This is a genomic window from Arthrobacter sp. Bi83 (assembly GCF_918698095.1).
Classification (GTDB): Bacteria; Actinomycetota; Actinomycetes; order Actinomycetales; family Micrococcaceae; genus Arthrobacter.
Window position 1 is genome coordinate 1 of record NZ_CAKKLY010000030.1, and the last position, 20,023, is coordinate 20,023.

Sequence of the window (20,023 nt, forward strand, 5' to 3'; positions counted from 1 at the left end):
TCCCTGGCCCGGACGAGCTGGAACGGGCCGCTGCGGGCCGGCCGGTCTTCCTGTCCCGCGTCGATGCGCATTCGGCGCTTGTCTCGCCGGCCCTGGCAGCCACGGCACGGCTCGACGAACTCGACGGCTTCGCCGCCAGCGGTCATGTCAAGCGGCAGGCACACGCCGCGGCCCGGCAAGCGGCCCGGAGTCTTCCCGCTGCGGCCCTTCGGGGACATCAGCGGCGTGCATTGAAAGAGGCTGCCGCGAACGGCTATGTCGCACTGGCGGAGATGGGCGCCCCGCACATCGGAAGCGTGCTGGACCTGCAGCTTGCAGCCGGGTGGAATATTGCCGCTGAATCCGACACGCCAATGCCGGAGGTTCTGCCGTATTGGGGGCAGCTGGTCTCATCGAAGGCGGAAGCCGAGGCGCTGCTGGCTGAGCTCGGGGTTCCGGTCCGCGGGCTGGCAGGCGACCTGAACATCGATGGGTCAATCGGCTCTCGCACCGCCTCCCTCCGGGAGCCGTATGCGGATGCACCGGGGGAAAGAGGAACGGCGTACCTCTCCACGGATGAGGCGGCTGCCCATCTGGCGGCCTGTTCCGTTCTGGGGATCCAGGGCGGGTTCCATGTGATCGGCGACGCCGGCCTCGATGCCGCCCTGGACGCGCTGGAGCAGGCCGCCGCGGAGGTAGGAGAACAGCGAATCCGCGCGGCGGGACACCGATTTGAACACGTCGAAATGGCTGACGCGGAGGCAATCGCGAGGCTCGGCAAGTACGCGGTCACAGTGAGCGTCCAGCCCGCCTTCGACGCTGCCTGGGGCGGTCCGGGCAAGCTCTATGAGCAGCGCCTTGGGGCCAGAAGGCGGCATATGAACCCATTCGCGTCCTTCTACTCGGCTGGCGTCCCTGTCTGTTTCGGCAGCGACAGCCCCGTCACCCCGCTGCGGCCCTGGGCCACGGTGAGAGCTTGCCTGGAGCACAACAACCCTGCCGAGCGGATCTCGGCCCGGGCAGCTTTCCTTGGCCACACACGCGCCGGCTGGCGGGCAGCCAGGCACGCCAATCCGATGGCGGGACAGTTAGTGCCAGGCGCACCTGCCACTTTTGCGGTCTGGGATGTCGAGGAGCTCATGGTCCAGGTCGCCGACGGCAGGGTCCAGTCCTGGAGCACCGATCCGCGTGCCCGCACACCCTTGCTTCCGGCCCTCGACACCGGTTCCGATCCGCGCTGCCTCCAGACCGTCCGGGACGGACTGGAACTGCACTCCTCGGCGGGCTTCCGCGGCTGAGGGCTGCAGCGGCGGACGGCACTGCAACAAAGCGCCACGGAGCCGTGAATTTGCGGAGGATTGCCCGCAGTGAAACCGGCCCTGACCTGCGGCTATACATTAAGGGGCAGGTCAGGTGCCGGTTGACAGGGCATCGGCAGTCCGTAGCATTGAGGGTCAACGGACGGATGCATTTGGAGCGGTGTCTGTCTGGCCACCAGCGAGACAAATCGGACGCGCAAGCCACCGGGCGACACGCGGCGGTGGCACCCCGTGGGCGGGTCCATAACGCATCAGAAAACAGTTCCCTTACCGGCAACCGCGTAAACCGGAACTGGCCCGAGGCGTGTGTGGACCTGCCCGTGGCATGTCCGGCACAGGGCGGGCATGGCTGGGCACACTCAGAATAGTTGCAGCGGAGTCCCGGCTGAGGACAAGGTGTGCAGAGAGCGGCGGAAAGACGGTCTGCGTATCGCCCGTATAATGGAGAGTTGCGCTTTGCGAGTCGGCGGCCCCGCCACACTCCACGCGTGCTGACCGCTCCCATCCAGGAAAGGCCTCCCCTGTGCGTGTCCTCACCATCATTCCCACCTACAACGAGCTGGAGTCGCTCCCAATCACCCTGGGACGCCTGCGTGCGGCGGTGCCGGCAGCCGACGTCCTCGTTGTGGACGACAACAGCCCGGACGGCACCGGACAGCTGGCGGACGGTATCGCTGCCGAAGACAACCAGGTCCACGTCCTGCACCGCAAGGGCAAGGAAGGGCTGGGCGCAGCCTACATTGCCGGGTTCAAGTGGGGTCTCGAGGCCGGCTATGACGTCCTGGTCGAAATGGACGCGGACGGATCGCACCAGCCGGAGCAGCTGCCCCTGCTGCTGGACGCTGTGGAACAGGGTGCCGACCTCGCGATGGGCTCACGCTGGGTACGCGGCGGAAGCGTCGTTAACTGGCCGCTGTACCGGCAGGCGATATCCCGCATCGGCAGCACCTATTCCCGGATCATGCTGGGAGTCAAGATCAGGGACGTGACGGGCGGCTACCGCGCCTTCCGACGCACCACCCTGGAGAAGCTGAACCTGGACCAGATCGAGTCTGTGGGCTACGGCTTCCAGGTGGACCTGGCGTGGCGCGTCGCCAAAATGGGCCTGAAAATCGTCGAGTGCCCCATCACGTTCGTGGAGCGTGAACTGGGCGCCTCGAAGATGAGCGGAAACATCGTGGTCGAAGCCATGATCAATGTGACGAAGTGGGGCCTGACGGCCCGCTGGAACAAACTGACGGGAAGGCGGCCGGCGTCCAGCCGGGCATAGCCGCTCCGCCCGGCTGAACCGGCTAAGCTTTCGCCGGCAACACAAAAGGCCGGATCCGCTGCATGTGCGCAGCGGATCCGGCCTTTTGGCGCTTCACTGGGGGCTAGGCTGAGCGCCTTTCGCCCCGCCGTTCACGCAGAATGGTGAGGCGGTCTTCGAGGATCTGCTCAAGTTCGGGAAGCGACCGGCGCTCCAGCAGCATGTCCCAGTGTGTGCGGACAGCCTTTTCATTGCTGGTGTCCGGGCGTTCGCCATCAACGAGCAGCGCTTCTTTGCCGGTTTTGGAAACCCAGACAGGGGGGATCTCGGCTTCGGAGGAGAAGGTTACAAAGACCTGCTCGCCGTCCTCGCACCGGTACTCAACCCGCTGACGCGGAGCCGGCTCCACGCCGGATTCGGTCTCCATGCTTTGGGCGCCAAGACGCATGCCCCGCAGGCTGCGATCGCTCATGATTTCTCCCTCTGGTCGGTTCGCGGAGCGGGCTCCGCGCTAGCCGGAGGTTTCAAAGCTGCCTCCGGACTACGTTGTGCTCTACGTAGCATCACTAATTGAAACGCTCTGCCAAGCAATGTTGTTCCGAACGGAGTGAACCGACCGGACAAATATCCCATTATACGGATTTGCTGCCTCTCCAGCAACGCGGAGGCGGCTCCAAGGGCCTGCCCCCTCTACGCCATGGAAGAGGGAGGCCCGCCCGGCGGCGTGCCTCCCTCGTATTCCGCAATCTAGGATGCAGGCTGTTTGTCGGCGTCGTCACCCGCGCCGAACAGGTCGCCGGAGCGCGGGTCGGGATTGGTGCCGCCCAGCGCGTTGCCGATTCCCTTGAGGGCTTCGCCCACCTCGCTGGGGATGATCCACAGCTTGTTGGAAGAACCTTCGGCGAGTTTGGGAAGCGTCTGCAGGTACTGGTAGGCGAGGAGCTTTTGGTCCGGATTGCCCTTGTGGATGGCATCAAACACCTTTTGGATCGCCTGGGCTTCACCGTCGGCGCGGAGGATGGCCGCCTTGGCGTCACCCTCCGCTTTGAGGATGGCCGCCTGCCGCTGGCCTTCCGCCGTCAGGATGGCCGACTGCTTGGTGCCCTCGGCCGTCAAGATCGCGGCACGGCGGTCACGTTCAGCCCGCATCTGCTTCTCCATCGAATCCTGGATGGAGTGGGGCGGATCGATCGCCTTCAGCTCCACCCGGGAAACCCGGATGCCCCAGCGGCCCGTGGCCTCGTCCAGCACACCGCGGAGCTGGCCGTTGATCTGGTCGCGGGACGTCAGCGCCTCTTCGAGGTTCAGGCCGCCCACCACATTCCGGAGCGTCGTGGTGGTCAGCTGCTCCACAGCCTGGATGTAGTTCGCGATTTCGTACGTTGCAGCGCGGGGGTCCGTCACCTGGAAGTAGACCACGGTGTCGATGGACACCACCAGGTTGTCCTCCGTGATCACGGGCTGGGGCGGGAACGAAACCACCTGCTCGCGAAGATCCAGCAGCGGCAGCAACCGGTCAACGAACGGGATCAGGATGGTCAGGCCAGGGTTCAGGGTCCGCTGGTACTTTCCCAGACGTTCAACAACACCGGCCCGGGCCTGTGGCACGATCCGCACTGAACGAACCAGCACGATGACGACAAAGACGATCAGGACCAGCATCACGATCGTGACGGCGAATCCTCCTGGACTATCCATACTTCTCCTTCATTCCCCAATTTTTCAGTGAAGCTGTACGTTGACGGCTCAGCCGCCATATCTGCTGCCGCCTGCTTGGAAACAGCAGAAATCTTGATGTGTCCGGCGGTTACTGGATGGCGGTTTCCGACTGTGGTGCCACGACCGCCGTCGCGCCTTCAATGGCGGCAACGATCACGCGCTGGCCTTCCGCCAGCACACCGGAGTCGGAGCGTGCACTCCAAATATCGCCGCCGATCTTGACCAGGCCCCCGGTGGAGGACACGGCCTCCATGACAAGCGCCGTCTCGCCGATCAGGCGGTCAATGTTCGTGCGCTGTTCAGCGGGTCCTTTGTGAAGGTGCTTGAGCGTGACCGGCCGGACGAAGGCGATCATCAGCAGGGACACTACGCAGAAGACTACGATTTGAAGCCACAGGTCAGCCCCGGTGAAATCGGCCACAAGCGCGGCCAGGGCGCCTCCGCCAAGCATGATGAAAAACAAATCAAGGGTCAGCATCTCCACGGCTGCGAACGCGAGAAATACCGTGAGCCAGAGTGCCCACCAGTTTTCGCCTAGCCATTCGAACATTCGGTTCCCCCTTGATCCCGGGGGCTGCGGGGCAGACCCTCAGTAACTTTCTTCCATCCTAGATCGAACCGGCAACGCCGGGCAGGTGACCGGCGAGCCCGCGCCAGAACGTGGCCAAGCCGTTATTTATCGGCCGCCCCCGCGGGGAGAAAGACACTGATCCGGAACTTACAGCTGACACCGGTCAGAGCTGGGAAGCGGGCCAGCCGGGCCGCCAATTCGCCGCGGTCGGTGTGGTGGCCGGCAGGGCCCATGAGGGCCAGGTTGGCAACGTCAGCCGGGGAGAGCTCAAGATTTAGGTCGAGGTCCTGCGCGGACAGCAGTTCAAAATGGGCCGCGAGAGCGTCGGCCAGCCGTTCATCCTTTCCAGGCTCTATCCCGAGCATTCCCGTCTGGCTGGCGATTTCGCCGAGGTGCCCACGCCGGGGCGTCACCACAACCAGCCGGCCGGAGGGCTTAAGTACGCGGGAGAATTCAGCGGCGTTGCGCGGCGCAAACACCACCGTCACGACGTCGACGGCGGCGTCCGCCACCGGAAACGGCTGCCACACGTCGCTCACCAGGTTTACGGCCTCGGGGTTGAGCCGTGCCGCGCGCCGGAGCGCGAACTTTGAGATGTCCAGTCCGACGGCGGCAATAGGCACCGCTGTGCCCACGCGGTCGAGTACCGCCCGCAGGTAGTGGCCGGTTCCGGTGCCGGAATCAAGGACTGTTGGTTCCGGGCCGCGCAGGGCAGGTACGGCCGCGGCAGCCACCGAATCTGCAAGCGGCCGATAATGTCCGGCGTCGAGAAAGGCGGTGCGTGCGGCCACCATGTCAGCAGTGTCCGCCTCGAATGCAGTTCCCTTGCCGACCAGCAGGTTGAAGTAGCCCTGTCTGGCGGCGTCGAAGCTGTGGCCGGCTTGGCAGGTGAGGGCACGGGCGAGGGAGGCCGTGCCTCCATCCGCCCCGGCCGGGACGGGAGCGAGGCCGGCGCGGCAGACAGGACACAGCAGGGCAGGCAGGCGGGATGGCATGGGGACAATCCTAGGGCTGTTGACCGGGTGCGCCAGAAGGTAAAGCCGTGGGGAAAGGGAACCGTGAGGTGTTTCACACGCCTCGGCCGAGACGCTAGGCTCACGTGGGTGAAGCCTGAACACCTGCCGCTGCTCAAGTCCGTCTCCGCCCCTGCCGCCCACCCTGACGGCTCACGCGCCGTTGTGTCGGTCACCCGCCCCGACTTCGATGCCGACGCTTACGTGGGCCAACTGTGGAGCGTCCCCCAGGATCCCGAAAAACCGGCGCGCCGAATAACACGCGGCTTCCGGGACACCGCTCCGGCCTTTTCCCCTGACGGCCGGGTCCTAGCCTTCCTGCGGGCCACCCCCGGCGGCAAGCCGCAGCTGCACGTGGTGGAAGCCGCCGGGGGAGAGCCCCAGCTCCTGACGGACAGGCCCCTCGGGGTCTCCTCCTACGCCTGGTCACCGGACTCGCAGCGCATAGTCTTTGGCTCAAGGGAGCCTGACGACGGCCGCTATGGCACCATCGAGGGCGTCAGCGCAGGCGGTGAAGATGCCCGCCTCATCACCGGCTTCAAGTACAGGATGAACGGCGTTGGCTACACGGGCGACAAGCCGTTGCAGCTCTTCATTCTGGATGTTCCGGAACTTGGCGGGGAGCCCGAAATTAGGCCCGCGGGCCGCGCGCTCAGGGACGGTGCGCGCACCGCTGGGGACCGGCCCGGGCAGTCCGCCGGCAACGCAGGAGCGGCCATCGGCCTTCCGGACGCGAGGCAACTCACGACGGCGGCAACGGACCACACCGGTGAATCCTTCAGCAGCGACGGATCATCGGTCTACTTTGTGGCCGAACTGCACGAGGCGAGCGATCAGGACCTGGTCAGCGGCATCTACCGCCTTCCCGCCGGCGGCGGTGATCCGGTGCCGGTCAAGGCCCCAAACGTTGGGCCCCAGACCGTTCTTGACGTCCGCGAGTCGCAGGACGGGAAGTGGCTGTTTTTCACCGCCCAGGACCTTGGCGGCTCCAGCCGGGACTTCGTCGCAAAGAACACCGTTCTCCACGTCATGCCCGCGGCGGGCGGAGAAGCCCGGGCGCTCAGTGACGCCGAAAACATGGACGTTGCCGCCCCTGGTGCTCGGATCGAGCTCCGCGGCAGCGACGCTGCCCTGGCCCTGAACAACGCCCAAGGCACGGTGGAACTGCTTGAGTTCAGCGCCACGGGTAGCCATGCCCTGCTGGTCCACGGCGACAGGGTGGTCACCGGCGCCGGCGCCGCCGGCGCGTCACTGTTCATCAGCTTCACGGACTCCGCCACGGAAGGCGACGTCGCCTTCTTCGGCAACGGCCAGCTGCGGCTACTGACGGATTTCTCGGCCGCCCTGCGGACGGAGGCCGGCATCATCGAGCCCCGGGAGCTGGTCTTCCCGTCGCCGGATGGGTACGAAGTCCACGGCTGGGTGCTGATGCCGCCGGGCAAGGGCCCGCACCCGGTGCTGCTCAACATCCACGGCGGTCCGTTCGCGCAATACACCGTGGCTCTCTTTGACGAAGCGCAGGTCTACGCGGAGGCCGGCTACGCGGTGGTGATGTGCAACCCGCGCGGTTCGGCAGGCTACGGGCAAGCGCACGGCAGGGCCATCAAGGAGCGGATGGGCACTGTGGACATGCAGGACGTTCTCGCCTTCCTGGAGGGTACCCTGGACAAATTCTCCGCGCTGGACGCCAAGGCCCTCGGGATCATGGGAGGTTCCTACGGCGGATATCTCACCGCATGGACCATCAGCCAGGACCACCGCTTCAAGGCCGCGATCGTGGAGCGGGGTTTCCTGGATCCGGTCAGCTTCGCCGGCTCATCCGATATCGGCTGGTTCTTCGGCGGCGAATACACCGGGGAATCACCCGAGCAGGTGGCGGCCCAAAGCCCCATGGCCACGATCGCCGGCGTCCGGACGCCCACCCTGGTCATCCACAGCGAGGACGATCTCCGTTGCCCGGTGGAACAGGGCCAGCGGTATTTCACTGCGTTGAAGCAGCAAGGCGTGGAATCGGCGTTCCTGGTATTCCCCGGCGAAGACCATGAACTGTCCCGGTCCGGCACGCCTCATCACCGCCGTCAGCGCTTTGAGCACATCCTGGCGTGGTGGGCACGGTACCTGCCAACGGAGTCCAACCGTGGTGCGGAAGGCCAAGAGGCGCGGAACGAGGAGGCCGCGGACTAGCGGGTGGGGGACTAGGGGCCGTCCGGGTGGCCCGCACTTGGGAGCCCGGGTATTGAGGAACCCTGCAGAAATCCAAGCTCCTGGCGGGACTTCCCAATGCCCGGTTCGGCCCAGCGCGCCGCGTACTCACTGTTGGTACTGAGCGAGCGGAGCTGGGCCCTGTCGATATACAGCGTTCCGTGGAGGTGGTCAGTCTCGTGCTGGACGATCCTCGCCTGCCAGCCGCTGAAGTCCCGGCTCATCGGATCTCCTGCCGGCGTCAGGTAGTCCAGCCGGACACTTTCCGGCCGTTCCACCACGGCCTGCAGCCCGGAAAGGGACAGGCAGCCTTCGAAAAAGGCAGCAGTCCGGTCTCCCAGCGGCTGGTAGGCCGGGTTGAGGACGGCGAAGAACTCAAGCGGTATCCGGCCCCTCGCTGCCGCCAAGTCGTCATCGACCTCAAACCGGTCTTCGAGAACGGCAAGCTGAAGCGGAATCCCCAGCTGGGGCGCCGCCAGGCCCACACCGGGTGCCGCGTGCATGACCTTCCTCATCACCTCAACCAGCTGATCAAGTTCGGCCGCGCTTAACTGCCCCTCGAACGGAGCGGAGCGTTGCCTCAGGACAGGATGTCCTGCCTGGACTATGGGCGGCAGCGTTTCCAGCGCGAGCAGTTCCTGCACGGTCTCCCGGATGCGGTCAGGGGTGTAGGAGGTTGGCGGAGATGCTTGGTTCATGGGGAAAGCCTAATGGGGCGCGCAGGCCGCCGTGACGAAGTCGTAGATCTTGCCCCTCAAGGCGGTCCCGGCGGCGACTTTCACGAGGCCTGTGCGGTCACCCACGGCAACGCGGAGCGGAACGAGCGTGCCCACCTTGTCCTCGGCAACCGCGTGCGGATCGCAGCGGGCGGGACGGACTCCCAGGTCCAAATTGACGGCCGGGCCGCCGGCTTTCACCATGATGTCCCGAGGCCAGGGTCTGGCGGGATCCTCGGCCAACAGCGTTGTGGTCTCAATGCGCTCGATGACCAGGCTCGTGGCGGCCCCGCCGCGGCCGGGGGCCGGTGCGCCCTCTGCCGGAGAACCGGGAGCCGGCCCGCTGGCGGTTCCGGAGGACTTCGGAACGCCGGGCCGGATGAACAGATGAAGCGCGGCACGCTCGCCGTCGGCGGACACAGTGAGTTCCGGTCCGAGGACGATCCCGGCGACGGCACGTACCTCACTGGCCAGGCACTGCTCCGAATTGTTGCGGGCCAGCACGCCGAAGGGGTCTGTGGCAGGAACGTTCCGCTGTGCGGGGCCCGGCGCAGAGCCGGGCACCAGCGTGACGGTCACGACCGGCAGCGGAATGTCGGCCCCAGGGCTTTTGCTGCCATCCGGAGCAGGGCCGGGGCTGCAGCTGGCAGGCGTCAACTTCGCAGGCAGACTCTTGCCCTGGCCGGGCGGGAGGTCGACTCCGTCCGGGGAGCCGTGCCAGTCAATCCCCGCTGCGAACAACGGGCTGGCGACGCCCGCTGACTGCACCGTCACAGTGTCTTTGCCGTTGTTGGTCAACTGGATCTCGATGATTTGGTTCCCGTAGTTGTCACGGAACTGATTCACCATCGCGGTGAGCGGCGCAGCAGCGGAGGAACCCGCGACTGGGCTCGGTTGCCCGTCGGGCTCAACAGGTTGCGGGGTGCACGCGCCGGCACCGAGCAGCGCAGCAATGGCGAGAACACAGCCGACTGCGGCACTTACCGAGTGGGAAGTCCGGGACATGGGAGCCATGCGGGCGCTCCCCGCCAAGTGGAATTTGTATTGCACGGTCATGGGTCTCTCATTGCATGGTGAACCGTCTGGCCACGTGGGCGTTCAGCGCCGGCGCCGCTCCTATCCGCGCGATCGCGGCGTTCCGCATCCGCAGCAGTCCGTCCGGGAGCGGCCTGCCCAGCGCCATGTTCACCTCGGCCTGGCGTTTCGCCCCTGCGGCGGCCCGGCGCCTCGACGCGTTGAACCGGCGAAGGTCCGCCCCGGATGGCCGGCTGTGCAAGGCGGCCAGGATGACCGGCGCCAGGGATTCCGCGTCCAGCCAGCCAAGGTTCATGCCCTGGCCGCCGATGGGGCTGATCTCGTGGGCGGCATCTCCGATAAGGGCTGTCCTCCCGGCCACCATGCGCGCCGCCAGGCGGGAACGGACGCCGAAGCTGCTGAGCATGCTGTTGCTGCCGGCGTCCAGGGCAATACCGGTTCTGTCGCCCACGAGGCCGGCCAGCAGATGAGGGTCGGGACGGTCCGGCGGCCGGGAAAGCCTGACAACCCAGCGGCGGACTCCGCCCGGCAGCGGAAAGGATTCGACGATCCCGCCGGCCTCGAGAAACAGGGCAGCGTCCTCCCCGTACGGGCTCGAGTCAGGGAAGTCGCCCATCAGATAGTGGTCCGGGTATCGCCGCTCCGCAGCGGGCACGCACAGCAGCCGCCGCACTGTGGAATTTGCGCCGTCCGCCCCCACCGCCAGCGAGGCGGAGAACCTCCGCCGGGTGCCGGCGACCGTGGCGTCGGCAGTGACCCTGCCGCCGTCGTCGTGCATGTCCGTCACCTGCGCTCCGCGAACCAGGGCACCGCCGTCCAATTCCAGGAGCCGGGCCTCGAGGACGGCCTCAGTGACCGGCTGCGGGACGGCCAGGACGAACGGGTAGCGCTCCGACACCGGCGCGAACGGCATGTGCGCGATTTCCTGGCCCAGCCATACGGCGCGTCCACGGCGGATGGGGATCCCCCGGGCGATCAGCGGAGAGGCTGCGCCGATGCGGTCCAGGGCGGACAGGGCCGGGGGATGGATGCCGATGGCCCGTGTATGCGGGTTCCGCCCGGTCCGCTTTTCAAGGATGCGGACGGCCACTCCATGCTGCAGCAGCAGCGCGCCGAGATAGAGGCCCACCGGGCCGCCGCCAACGATCAGGACATCAGTCACGGCCGGCATCCCGCATGTAGGTGAGCAGGCAGTGGAAAGGGGAGTGGGGCTCCGCTGACCACCCAAAAGGCACGACGGCGGCAAGTTCCGTCACGGTGTAGCTGCGCCTGATGGAGGTCAGGCCGTCGCGGCGGATGTACGAGCCGGCCAGTGGCAGCGCGCCCGCCGCAAACAAAGCGTAGGCCAGGGCGCTGCGCCGGAGATCGTTGTGGAGCACGATGCGCCGGGACAGCACCGCGGAATCGCTGAGCAGGTTCTGCAGTTCGGCCGGGGTGAGGTGGTGCAGCACGTGGTTGGAAATGACGATGTCGTAGGCCCTGCCCTCCGCGACGAGCTCGGCACTCGTGGCCTGGCGGAACTGAACCCCCCGCACGGGTTCCCGGCTCGCTGCAAACCGGTAGGCGCGGGCGTCGGGATCTATGCCCGTGATGTTGAGCTGAATCCCGTCCCTGGCCGCCCACTTGGCCAGCATCAGCGCCAGGTCCCCGCCGCCGCAACCGATGTCCAGCAGGGTGGACGGTGCGGCGGGCGTGAGGAGCGGCCGGAGCCTGCTGCGGTACAGGAGGTGCCAGCCCGAGACGGCGCGGTTGACGAGTGCAAACTGGCTGTACGTGCGGTTAAGGCGTTCCGGATCGCAGTCCGGCCGGTCCATGTCCTCGATGGCCTCGGCGTCGCGCGCGCCCAGTAGTCCCATGGCGCGGTCAGGCCAGGGAGGATTCGGCCTCGTCCGCCAGCCGTGGGTCTTGGAGCGGTTGGTTTATCTTCGTGAAAAGTCCGGTTTCGACCGTCAGCCCGGGTCCGAAGGCCATGGAGCAGATGCGTTCGTCGCCTTCCTGCGCCGGAAGATCGAGGATGTGCCTAAGGACGAAGAGCACTGTGGCGCTGCTCATGTTGCCGAAGTTCCGGAGGGTCTCACGGGCCGGGACCAGTTGCTCGTCGGTGAGGTCCAGCCGGGACTGCACCTTGTCCAGGATGCTGCGTCCACCCGGATGGATGGCCCAGTGGGTGATGTCCCGGTAGGGGAGTCCGGTGAGCGAACTTTCGCGGGCCAGCAGCGGTTCCAGGGCGCCCACAATGTGGTCGTCGATGATGTGCGGAACGTAGTTGCCGAGGACCATTTCAAAGCCCTCATCACCGATGTTCCAGGCCATTGAGTCTTCACCTACCGGCGTGAGGACAGTTTCGAAGTGGTCCAGCTGCAGCAGCGGCGTTGATTCGGGTACTTCGCGCGCTGTGACGACGGCGGCTGCCGCGCCGTCCGCAAAGAGAGCTGAGCCCATGATGGCGTCCGGATCGTTGGAGGTGCGGACGTGGAGCGAGCAGAGTTCGGCGCAGACGACGAGGACGACCGCCTCCGGGTCCGCCTCGCAGAAGGACTTCGCGGCCCGGAGCGCCGGGAACGCGGCATAGCAGCCCATAAACCCGAGGTGGTAGCGCTGCACTGCAGGATTGAGACCGAGCGCACGGACGATCTTGTAGTCCGGGCCCGGGTTGAAGAACCCCGTGCACGAAACAGTGATGAGATGAGTTATGTCAACTGGATCGATCCCGGCGCAGCTGGAGACGGCAGCAGAGGCGGCCTCGATGAAGATTTTCGTGGCCTCCCTCGCGAACAGGTCGTTGCGGGCCTTCGTGCTGGGGCTCCGGAGCAGTCCCGTGGCGGGATCGAAAAACTGCGGGTTCTCCGCCTGCGAATCCATGGTCAGTTCCTGGACGGCCGTGTAGCGGGTATCGATGGCGGCTGAGTCGAAGCAGGTGGAAACCAGCCGTGAGCCGAGCCGTGTGAGGCCGGGCTGGGCAGCAAACACGTCGCGTGCTTCCGTCTGGATGAGCAATGTGGGCGGAACAGCTGTTTCGAGTGCTCTCACGTAGACCGTCATTCGTTCATTCTTAGTGAGAGCACGCCTTAAGACAATGGATGGGCCGGCTGGCCGTCGTGCGTCATGGATCAGATGTCCAGACCGGTCAGGAATCGAGAAGCGACGGTCACGTGCCGCGGCTAGACTGAGCCAGATAATCCCGATGCGCGACTTCAGGAGTGACCATGACCGGCTCTTCCACCCAGGGAATCAAGACGGTGCTGCATCCCGTTTCCGACCTGGCGGCTGCCAAAGCGGTGTACTCCGCCCTGCTCGGCGTACCGCCGCAGACCGATGAGTCCTACTACGTCGGGAACGTCCTGGGGCTGCTTCAGGACCGATAAGTGCCGGGCCCCGGAGGGGTGACGCGCCCACGATGGTGAACCGGGCGTACCGCTCGAGGCTGGTTAGATGGAGCCAGTGGACGCCGACGGAGACCGCGAAGGCGGCCCGCTAACAGATGGAGACACGATGATCACGGCCACCCAGACGGACACGCAGTCGCCAGCGCAGCCGATTGCCGACACCCACGACCTGATCCGCGTGCAGGGCGCACGCGAGAACAACCTCAAGGACGTCAGCATCGAGATTCCCAAGCGACGGCTGACGGTGTTTACCGGTGTCTCCGGCTCGGGCAAGAGTTCACTGGTGTTCAGCACCATCGCCGCGGAGTCGCAGCGGATGATCAATGAGACCTACAGCGCGTTCGTGCAGGGCTTCATGCCGAACCTGGCCCGGCCTGACGTCGACCTGCTCGAAGGCCTGACGACGGCGATCATCGTGGACCAGGAGCGGATGGGTGCGAACCCGCGCTCGACGGTGGGCACCGCCACCGACGCCAATGCGATGCTGCGTATTCTCTTCAGCCGGCTCGGGCAGCCGCACGTCGGGCCGCCCACGGCGTTTTCCTTCAACGTCCCGACGCGCAAAGCGAGCGGGGTGATGAGCACCGAGAAAGCCGGTGGCCGGGTCGAGAAGAGTGTGGTGCAGGGTGCCGTGTACCTGGGCGGCATGTGTTCACGCTGCGAGGGCATGGGCTCGGTCTCTGACTTTGACCTCACGGCGCTGTACGACGACAGCAAATCGCTCGCCGGGGGTGCCCTAACGATCCCCGGCTACAGCATGGACGGCTGGTACGGCCGCATCTTCAGCGGGGCCGGCTTCAACATGGACAAGCCCATCGCGAAGTTCACCAAAAAGGAAATGCACGACCTGCTCTACAAGGAGCCGACCAAGATCAAGGTCGAGGGCATCAACCTGACGTACGAGGGGCTGATCCCCAAGATCCAGAAGTCGATGCTCTCCAAGGACGTCGAAGCAATGCAGCCCCACGTCCGGGCCTTCGTGGAGCGCGCCATCACGTTTCAGACCTGCCCCGAGTGCGACGGCACGCGGCTCAGCCCGGAGGCCAGGTCCTCGAAGATCCAGGGCAAGAACATCGCCGAGCTGTGTGAGATGCAGATCAGCGACCTGGCCGCGTGGGTCCGCGGGCTCAACGAGCCTTCGGTCGCGCCGCTCCTCAAAGGCTTGCAGCACCTGCTCGACTCGTTCGCGGAAATCGGGCTGGGTTACCTCTCGCTGGACCGGCCGGCGGGCACGCTGTCCGGGGGAGAGGCCCAGCGCACCAAGATGATCCGACATCTGGGCTCGTCCCTCACGGACATCACCTATGTCTTTGACGAACCGACGATCGGCCTGCACCCGCACGACATCGAGCGGATGAACCAGCTGCTGCTGCAGCTGCGCGACAAGGGCAACACCGTGCTCGTCGTTGAACACAAGCCCGAGACCATCGCCATCGCCGACCACGTGGTCGACCTCGGCCCCGGGGCGGGCACGGCAGGTGGCAGCGTGTGCTTCGAGGGCACCGTCGAGGGCCTGCGCGGGAGCGACACCATCACCGGTCGCCACCTCGACGATCGGGCAAGGCTCAAGGAGTCGGTGCGGACGTTGTCCGGCGCGCTTGAGGTCCGCGGGGCGTCGGCACACAACCTCCGGGGCGTCGACGTCGACATCCCGCTGGGCATGCTCTGTGTGCTCACGGGCGTCGCCGGCTCCGGCAAGAGCTCGCTGATCCAAGGCTCGGTCGCCGGCCGCGACGGTGTCGTGGTGATCGACCAGGGCGCGATCAAGGGTTCGCGTCGGAGCAACCCGGCCACGTACACGGGGCTGCTCGAACCAATCCGCAAGGCGTTCGCCAAGACCAACGGCGTGAAACCCGCACTGTTCAGCTCTAACTCTGAAGGCGCCTGTCCCACATGCAACGGGGCGGGAGTTATCTTCACCGAGCTGGGCGTCATGGCCACCGTCGAATCCACCTGCGAGGACTGCGAGGGCAAGCGGTTCCAGGCGCCGGTGCTGGAGTACACGCTAGGCGGCCGCAACATCGCCGAGGTGCTGGCGATGTCGATGACCGAGGCGGCGGCGTTCTTCGGGGCCGGGGAGGCACGTACTCCGGCCGCCCACAAGATTCTCGACCGGCTCGTGGACGTCGGGCTCGGGTACCTTACCCTTGGCCAGCCGCTCACGACGCTTTCCGGCGGCGAGCGGCAGCGGGTCAAGCTGGCAACCCAAATGGCTGAAAAGGGCGACATCTACGTGCTCGACGAACCGACCACCGGCCTCCACCTCGCCGACGTCGAGAACCTGCTCGGCCTGCTCGACCGGCTCGTCGACTCCGGCAAGTCGGTCATCGTCATCGAGCACCACCAGGCGGTCATGGCGCACGCCGACTGGATCATTGACCTCGGTCCGGGAGCCGGCCACGACGGCGGCCGGATCGTCTTTGAGGGCACACCGGCCGACCTCGTCGCCGCCCGTTCCACCCTGACGGGCGAGCACCTCGCGGCCTACGTCGGCGCGTGAGATACGGGAGATCCACCCGACCCTTGTTGGTTCAGGGTTGGGCCTGGGCCCCGAGGTACTGGCGAAGCCCGGGAATGGCGAAGCCGACGTTGCCGTGGCCGGCTGATTCGATCAGACGGCTGCAATGAGCCGGTTGCGGCACTTGGACACCACGTTGGGCTTGGACTGGATGACGCCATATCAGGTTCGCGCTCAACTCCGGTACAGCCGACGTCGGCAGGTTGGTCACCGGCTGAAGCTAGAGTCGCGCCATCAACGCGTACACGACGCGTGCAACGACGCGACTTGATACTGCGCCGATCAGCCCCTTCCGGCTGATTATAGAAACGCCGATAATCTACATTATGTCAACCTACGGTTCAGAAGGGGCCCGTGGTGCGATGGTCTGGAAGTGCCCGCCGGGGCGGGCCGGCGAAACAGCGAGACCCGCATTGCCTACCCGTGCGATCCCCACTCCTGACGAGGCGCAGACTGAAACCGCACGGGAAACGCATCAATCTTGACTAAGGACGGTTGAAGATCCGAGGAAGGCTCCGGTGCAACTTCACTAGTGCAAAAGTACGGTTTACCTCCGCCAGGATGGAGATAAGCTTCGGGCATGTCAACTCTTGGGGGTAAATGTTGGATCCGCGGTATCGCGATGTTACTGGTTTTAGCCAGTTCTGGAGTGGCTTTATGTTCCTGTGAATACATGAACGAGGAGGCGGCTCCGGCTACCGCACACCCCGGCACCTCCCGGCCAGCACCCCCTCCCCTGCCAAAGGCCGACCCCGACCTCGCCGCCGTCCGGGCAAGAAACCAGGCGCAACTGGAAATCCGCCTGGGCCCTAGACCTGATGGTGTCGTTTTGGGCGGCTCAGGCGGACTGGGCGGCGACGGGTACCGCGCCTCGGTCATTGGCATACCCAAGGGAAGCTACAAGGTAACCGCTGCATGCCTCGGCGTACTCAAGGCATCCCTCACCATCTCGCAGCCCGATCGCCGAGGAGGAACGGGGCACGAGCTGGCCCTCGATTGCGGAAAGGCAAATAGCGTGAATCTGGAGCTTGACGTAGGGCCGGTATCGGCACATGCCTTTCGCATGACCACTGAACCGGGCAGCGCTGCTGTCGCCGGTTTCTGGATGGTCCCCGCCGCCTGACCTGAGTCAGGCCGCGCTACCCGCCGCCCTCACAGTGAGTACCGATAGCGAAGATTACGCCAACCTGAAGTGCTCCGATTGCAGAATCTGCAAGACATGACCTGCTGCCCTCGGCGGCGCCGCATGAACAAGTACGGTAGCTGGACCATGGCGACCACTTCATGCGCCCCAGGGCCGGTATGTCCCCTTCCTGCGCTGTGATCTGCCATGCACTCAGGCGGCTGCTTATTACAGTGGTCGCTCACATGCTCCTTGACACCCCAACCCAACGCGGGATATGTTCTATCTCACACCCACTAACGCGCGTTAGTAACGCGCATCAGTGGATCCAGCTAGACTCTCATCCAAAGTTCAGCCCTAGTTACTAGACATCGGACGGTCAATGAAGACGAACTCACGGCAGGCCAAAGTGACGATGCAGGATGTCGCGGACCATGTCGGGGTCTCCCGGACGACTGTTTCCTTTGTCCTGAATGGTGGAACGGGAAACGGGATTCCACAAGAAACCCGTGACCGCGTCCACCGGGCCGTGACCGAACTGGGCTACCGCCCGAACGCGGGAGCACGAGCGTTGGCGTCCAAGCAGACCAGGCTGTACGGGCTTATTACGGAAATCGTGACCGCGCCTTTTGCCGCCAACATCGTCCGGGGCGCCCAGGAACAGGCCGCGCGGGAGGGTAAGACCCTTCTCATCGCCAGTACTGACTGCAGCATTGACGCCGACCGGCAGGCCATCGAGACGATGCTCGAGCACCGTGTCGAGGGTCTGATCTATGCAACAAGCTGGCATAGGGGTGTGCGGTTGCCTGCTGTTGCGGACGAGGTGCCGACGGTCCTGGTTCACTGTTTTGACGAGGCGGCCAAACTCCATTCCGTCATTCCTGACGAGGCTCAGGGTGGCTACGCCGCCACGATGAGGCTCATCGGGGCCGGACACGACCGGATCGGGCTCATCAACCTTGATCCGGTCATTCCAGCAGCCATCGGCCGCCGGTCCGGTTACATCCGCGCCCTTGAACAGGCAGGTATAGGTCTGGATGAGAAGTTGATCATTAACGAGGACGGCGAGGCAGATCAGGGCTACCGCGCGGCGTCCTCCCTCCTTGACAGCGCTTTGCCGCCTACCGCGATCTTCTGCGCCACTGACCGTATGGCCATGGGCGCTTACGACGCCATCAAAGAACGAGGGCTTCGTATCGGGGACGATATCTCCGTGGTTGGCTTCGACAACCAGGAAATTATCGCCAACTACCTGCGACCGAGCCTGACGACCGTCGCACTGCCGTTCCGGCAAATGGGCGCAACCGGCGTCGCGCTGCTGGCAAAACTGGCAGCGAACCGCGATCTGGCCCCGCTCCAACACGTTATCGAATGCCCTCTGGTGGAGCGTACATCCGCGCGCCTGCCGGTCCCGGCGTCCTGACGTCCACCATCCGCTAACCCCATCTCCATTTCACTGACGAATCGAGTTCCCTCATGCCCAAAATCCATCCCAAAAGGTCGCTGTCGGTTGTTGCAGCCACACTGGCGATCGGCGCGCTGGCTCTGACCGGCTGCAGCGCCGGAAACACATCTGGAGGCGCAGCAAAAGGTGGAGGCTCCTCCAACGGGCTCCTGACAATCCCCCGGGAGGACACCGCAACGTTCACCAGCAACTTCAACCCGTTCTCCCCGAACGCGCTTCCGATGACGCAGCAGTCGGTCTTTGAGCCCCTGCTGATCGTCAACCCTGTCAAGGGCGAACCCGTACCCTGGCTCGGGGCATCGTGGAAAGCAGACAAAGACGGCAAGGGAGTGACATTCACCCTCCGCGACGGGGTTAAGTGGTCAGACGGACAGCCTCTGACCGCCGACGACGTTGTGTACACCTTTGAACTCCAGAAAAAGATCCAAGGCGGATTCGACTACCTGGCCAAGGTCTCCGCCGTCGACGCACACACCGTCCGCTTCGATTTCAATAAGCCCTACGCACCCGGACTTTACGAAGTCGGCCAGCAGGTCATCGCCCCGAAGCATGTCTGGTCCAAGATCGCGGACCCGGCAAAGGCCACCAACGACAACCCGGTGGGCACCGGCCCCTACACACAGGTCTCCCATTTCCAGACACAGTCATTCGAACTTGATAAGAACCCCAATTACTGGCAGCCGGAAAAGCAGCAGCTTACCGGGATCAGGATGCTGGCATTCGCCGGCAACTCCGGGGCCAACCTCGCCCTGCAGAACGGCGACGTGGACTGGAGCGACCAGTTCATCCCCAACGTGCAGAAAACCTTCATCGACAAGGACCAGGCGCACCGCCACTTCTGGTACCCCACCACCGGGGGCACGATCAACTGGCAGCTGAACACCACCAAGGCTCCCTTTAACGATCCAGTCGTACGCAAAGCACTCAGCATGGCCGTGGACCGCGATCAGGTCGCCAGCCTGGGCATGTCAGGCTACACCCACCCGGCCGACTGCACCGGCCTCAGCGACGCCTACAACAGCTGGCGCGACCAGAGCATCGTCGAGAAGTGCGACTGGACGAAGCTGAACGCGGACAAAGCCAACCAGATGCTCGATGCCGCCGGCTACAAAAAGGGAACCGACGGTATCCGCACCCTCAAGGACGGCAAGCCGTTCCAGTTCAAGTTCTCTGTCGGCTCGGCATCTTCGGACTGGCTCTCCGTCGGTCAGATCATCTCCAAGAACATGGAAAAACTCGGTGTGAAGGTCGAGGTCAACTCCCCTGACTGGTCCCAGGTCGTCTCCGGGTACACTGACGGATCCTTCGACAGCGGCATCGTCTGGAGCAACTCCGCCGCGACGCCCTTCGAGTTCTACCGCGGCGTAATGTCACAGAAGGTTGTTGTGCCGGTCGGCAAAAAAGCCAACGAAAACTACCACCGGTTCGGCGACGCGGAAGCGACCGCAACGCTCGACAAGCTGGCGGCAACGGCAGACCCGGCAGCGCAGAAGACCCTCATTGACTCCCTGGAGGCACGCTTCAATGACGTGGCCCCGGTGATCCCGCTGTTTTCCGGTCCGGCGTGGGGCGCCTACACCGACCAGCGATTCACGGGCTGGCCCAGCAACGATAACCCGTATGCAACTCTTTCGGCCCGCTCGGCCACCACAGTGCTGGTTCTGACCTCACTCAAGCCGGCCCAGTAGGCATCACGTGGCTGTTCGGGGCCACCGGCTCCGAACAGCC

The 20,023-nt window shown here is 65.1% G+C and carries 17 protein-coding genes; 8 read left to right on the top strand and 9 right to left on the bottom strand.

The window, feature by feature from the left end; genetic code table 11:
- Positions 1-1,277, top strand: a 1,277-nt coding sequence (locus tag LQ144_RS14425) for an amidohydrolase family protein (protein WP_230119393.1), incomplete at its 5' end; no start/stop codon positions are given.
- A gap of 544 nt (positions 1,278-1,821) precedes the next feature.
- A complete protein-coding gene (locus tag LQ144_RS14430; protein ID WP_230119394.1) occupies positions 1,822-2,568 on the top strand; it encodes a polyprenol monophosphomannose synthase in 747 nt (248 codons plus the stop codon).
- Positions 2,569-2,671: 103 nt separating this feature from the next.
- Here the strand turns inward: LQ144_RS14430 and LQ144_RS14435 are convergent, their stop codons facing one another.
- The 4 genes from LQ144_RS14435 to LQ144_RS14450 all read right to left on the bottom strand — a co-directional run bounded on the left by LQ144_RS14435 (position 2,672) and on the right by LQ144_RS14450 (position 5,832).
- Positions 2,672-3,019, bottom strand: coding sequence for an RNA polymerase-binding protein RbpA (locus LQ144_RS14435; RefSeq protein ID WP_003802221.1), 348 nt, complete (start codon positions 3,017-3,019; stop codon positions 2,672-2,674).
- 275 nt (positions 3,020-3,294) lie between these two features.
- Positions 3,295-4,245, bottom strand: a complete 951-nt coding sequence (locus LQ144_RS14440) for an SPFH domain-containing protein (RefSeq protein ID WP_230119395.1) — start codon at positions 4,243-4,245, stop codon at positions 3,295-3,297.
- A gap of 109 nt (positions 4,246-4,354) precedes the next feature.
- A complete protein-coding gene (locus LQ144_RS14445) occupies positions 4,355-4,816 on the bottom strand; it encodes an NfeD family protein (RefSeq protein ID WP_230119396.1) in 462 nt (153 codons plus the stop codon).
- A gap of 122 nt (positions 4,817-4,938) precedes the next feature.
- The gene (locus LQ144_RS14450; RefSeq protein WP_230119397.1) at positions 4,939-5,832 is read right to left on the bottom strand and encodes a methyltransferase domain-containing protein; all 894 of its coding nucleotides are present in this window, start codon (positions 5,830-5,832) and stop codon (positions 4,939-4,941) included.
- Between the two features lie 108 nt (positions 5,833-5,940).
- Here LQ144_RS14450 and LQ144_RS14455 point away from each other — a divergent pair, with 108 nt between their 5' ends.
- The gene (locus LQ144_RS14455; RefSeq protein ID WP_230119398.1) at positions 5,941-8,034 is read left to right on the top strand and encodes a S9 family peptidase; all 2,094 of its coding nucleotides are present in this window, start codon (positions 5,941-5,943) and stop codon (positions 8,032-8,034) included.
- 11 nt (positions 8,035-8,045) lie between these two features.
- Here the strand turns inward: LQ144_RS14455 and LQ144_RS14460 are convergent, their stop codons facing one another.
- From LQ144_RS14460 to LQ144_RS14480, 5 genes are read right to left on the bottom strand one after another with little or no spacing between them, the layout of a single operon-like run.
- Positions 8,046-8,750 carry a peptide deformylase gene (locus tag LQ144_RS14460; RefSeq protein WP_230119399.1) on the bottom strand — a complete coding sequence of 235 codons (705 nt, stop codon included), beginning with the start codon at positions 8,748-8,750 and terminating at the stop codon, positions 8,046-8,048.
- 9 nt (positions 8,751-8,759) lie between these two features.
- Positions 8,760-9,824 carry a hypothetical protein gene (locus LQ144_RS14465; protein ID WP_230119400.1) on the bottom strand — a complete coding sequence of 355 codons (1,065 nt, stop codon included), beginning with the start codon at positions 9,822-9,824 and terminating at the stop codon, positions 8,760-8,762.
- A gap of 7 nt (positions 9,825-9,831) precedes the next feature.
- The gene (locus LQ144_RS14470) at positions 9,832-10,965 is read right to left on the bottom strand and encodes an NAD(P)/FAD-dependent oxidoreductase (RefSeq protein ID WP_230119401.1); all 1,134 of its coding nucleotides are present in this window, start codon (positions 10,963-10,965) and stop codon (positions 9,832-9,834) included.
- Positions 10,958-11,659: a class I SAM-dependent methyltransferase gene (locus tag LQ144_RS14475; protein WP_230119402.1), complete on the bottom strand. Its 702-nt coding sequence runs from the start codon at positions 11,657-11,659 to the stop codon at positions 10,958-10,960. The genes LQ144_RS14470 and LQ144_RS14475 overlap by 8 nt, the downstream gene beginning before the upstream one ends.
- A 7-nt stretch (positions 11,660-11,666) precedes the next feature.
- Positions 11,667-12,845: a type III polyketide synthase gene (locus LQ144_RS14480; RefSeq protein ID WP_230119403.1), complete on the bottom strand. Its 1,179-nt coding sequence runs from the start codon at positions 12,843-12,845 to the stop codon at positions 11,667-11,669.
- Positions 12,846-13,009: 164 nt separating this feature from the next.
- Between LQ144_RS14480 and LQ144_RS14485 the strand changes: the two genes are divergently transcribed.
- The 5 genes from LQ144_RS14485 (at position 13,010) to LQ144_RS14505 (ending at position 19,983) form a co-directional block, all read left to right on the top strand.
- Entirely contained in the window at positions 13,010-13,168 is a 159-nt protein-coding gene (locus LQ144_RS14485) for a hypothetical protein (RefSeq protein WP_230119404.1), read from the top strand.
- Between the two features lie 127 nt (positions 13,169-13,295).
- On the top strand, positions 13,296-15,689 hold the full coding sequence (locus tag LQ144_RS14490) for an excinuclease ABC subunit UvrA (protein ID WP_230119446.1): 2,394 nt from the start codon (positions 13,296-13,298) through the stop codon (positions 15,687-15,689).
- Positions 15,690-16,380: 691 nt separating this feature from the next.
- Entirely contained in the window at positions 16,381-16,830 is a 450-nt protein-coding gene (locus tag LQ144_RS14495) for a hypothetical protein (RefSeq protein ID WP_230119405.1), read from the top strand.
- A gap of 382 nt (positions 16,831-17,212) precedes the next feature.
- Positions 17,213-18,253: a LacI family DNA-binding transcriptional regulator gene (locus LQ144_RS14500; RefSeq protein WP_230119406.1), complete on the top strand. Its 1,041-nt coding sequence runs from the start codon at positions 17,213-17,215 to the stop codon at positions 18,251-18,253.
- Between the two features lie 53 nt (positions 18,254-18,306).
- Positions 18,307-19,983, top strand: a complete 1,677-nt coding sequence (locus LQ144_RS14505; RefSeq protein ID WP_230119407.1) for an ABC transporter substrate-binding protein — start codon at positions 18,307-18,309, stop codon at positions 19,981-19,983.
- Positions 19,984-20,023 lie beyond the last annotated feature (40 nt).

What these genes read in the sequence shown, in the direction of transcription:
- LQ144_RS14450 (WP_230119397.1), bottom strand. Translation starts at nt 5,832, where the DNA reads ATGCCATCCCGCCTGCCTGCCCTGCTGTGTCCTGTCTGCCGCGCCGGC.
- LQ144_RS14435 (WP_003802221.1), bottom strand. Translation starts at nt 3,019, where the DNA reads ATGAGCGATCGCAGCCTGCGGGGCATGCGTCTTGGCGCCCAAAGCATG.
- LQ144_RS14440 (WP_230119395.1), bottom strand. Translation starts at nt 4,245, where the DNA reads ATGGATAGTCCAGGAGGATTCGCCGTCACGATCGTGATGCTGGTCCTG.
- LQ144_RS14445 (WP_230119396.1), bottom strand. Translation starts at nt 4,816, where the DNA reads ATGTTCGAATGGCTAGGCGAAAACTGGTGGGCACTCTGGCTCACGGTA.
- LQ144_RS14475 (WP_230119402.1), bottom strand. Translation starts at nt 11,659, where the DNA reads ATGGGACTACTGGGCGCGCGCGACGCCGAGGCCATCGAGGACATGGAC.
- LQ144_RS14485 (WP_230119404.1), top strand. Translation starts at nt 13,010, where the DNA reads ATGACCGGCTCTTCCACCCAGGGAATCAAGACGGTGCTGCATCCCGTT.
- LQ144_RS14490 (WP_230119446.1), top strand. Translation starts at nt 13,296, where the DNA reads ATGATCACGGCCACCCAGACGGACACGCAGTCGCCAGCGCAGCCGATT.
- LQ144_RS14505 (WP_230119407.1), top strand. Translation starts at nt 18,307, where the DNA reads ATGCCCAAAATCCATCCCAAAAGGTCGCTGTCGGTTGTTGCAGCCACA.
- LQ144_RS14500 (WP_230119406.1), top strand. Translation starts at nt 17,213, where the DNA reads ATGAAGACGAACTCACGGCAGGCCAAAGTGACGATGCAGGATGTCGCG.
- LQ144_RS14460 (WP_230119399.1), bottom strand. Translation starts at nt 8,750, where the DNA reads ATGAACCAAGCATCTCCGCCAACCTCCTACACCCCTGACCGCATCCGG.
- LQ144_RS14480 (WP_230119403.1), bottom strand. Translation starts at nt 12,845, where the DNA reads ATGACGGTCTACGTGAGAGCACTCGAAACAGCTGTTCCGCCCACATTG.
- LQ144_RS14465 (WP_230119400.1), bottom strand. Translation starts at nt 9,824, where the DNA reads ATGACCGTGCAATACAAATTCCACTTGGCGGGGAGCGCCCGCATGGCT.
- LQ144_RS14495 (WP_230119405.1), top strand. Translation starts at nt 16,381, where the DNA reads ATGAACGAGGAGGCGGCTCCGGCTACCGCACACCCCGGCACCTCCCGG.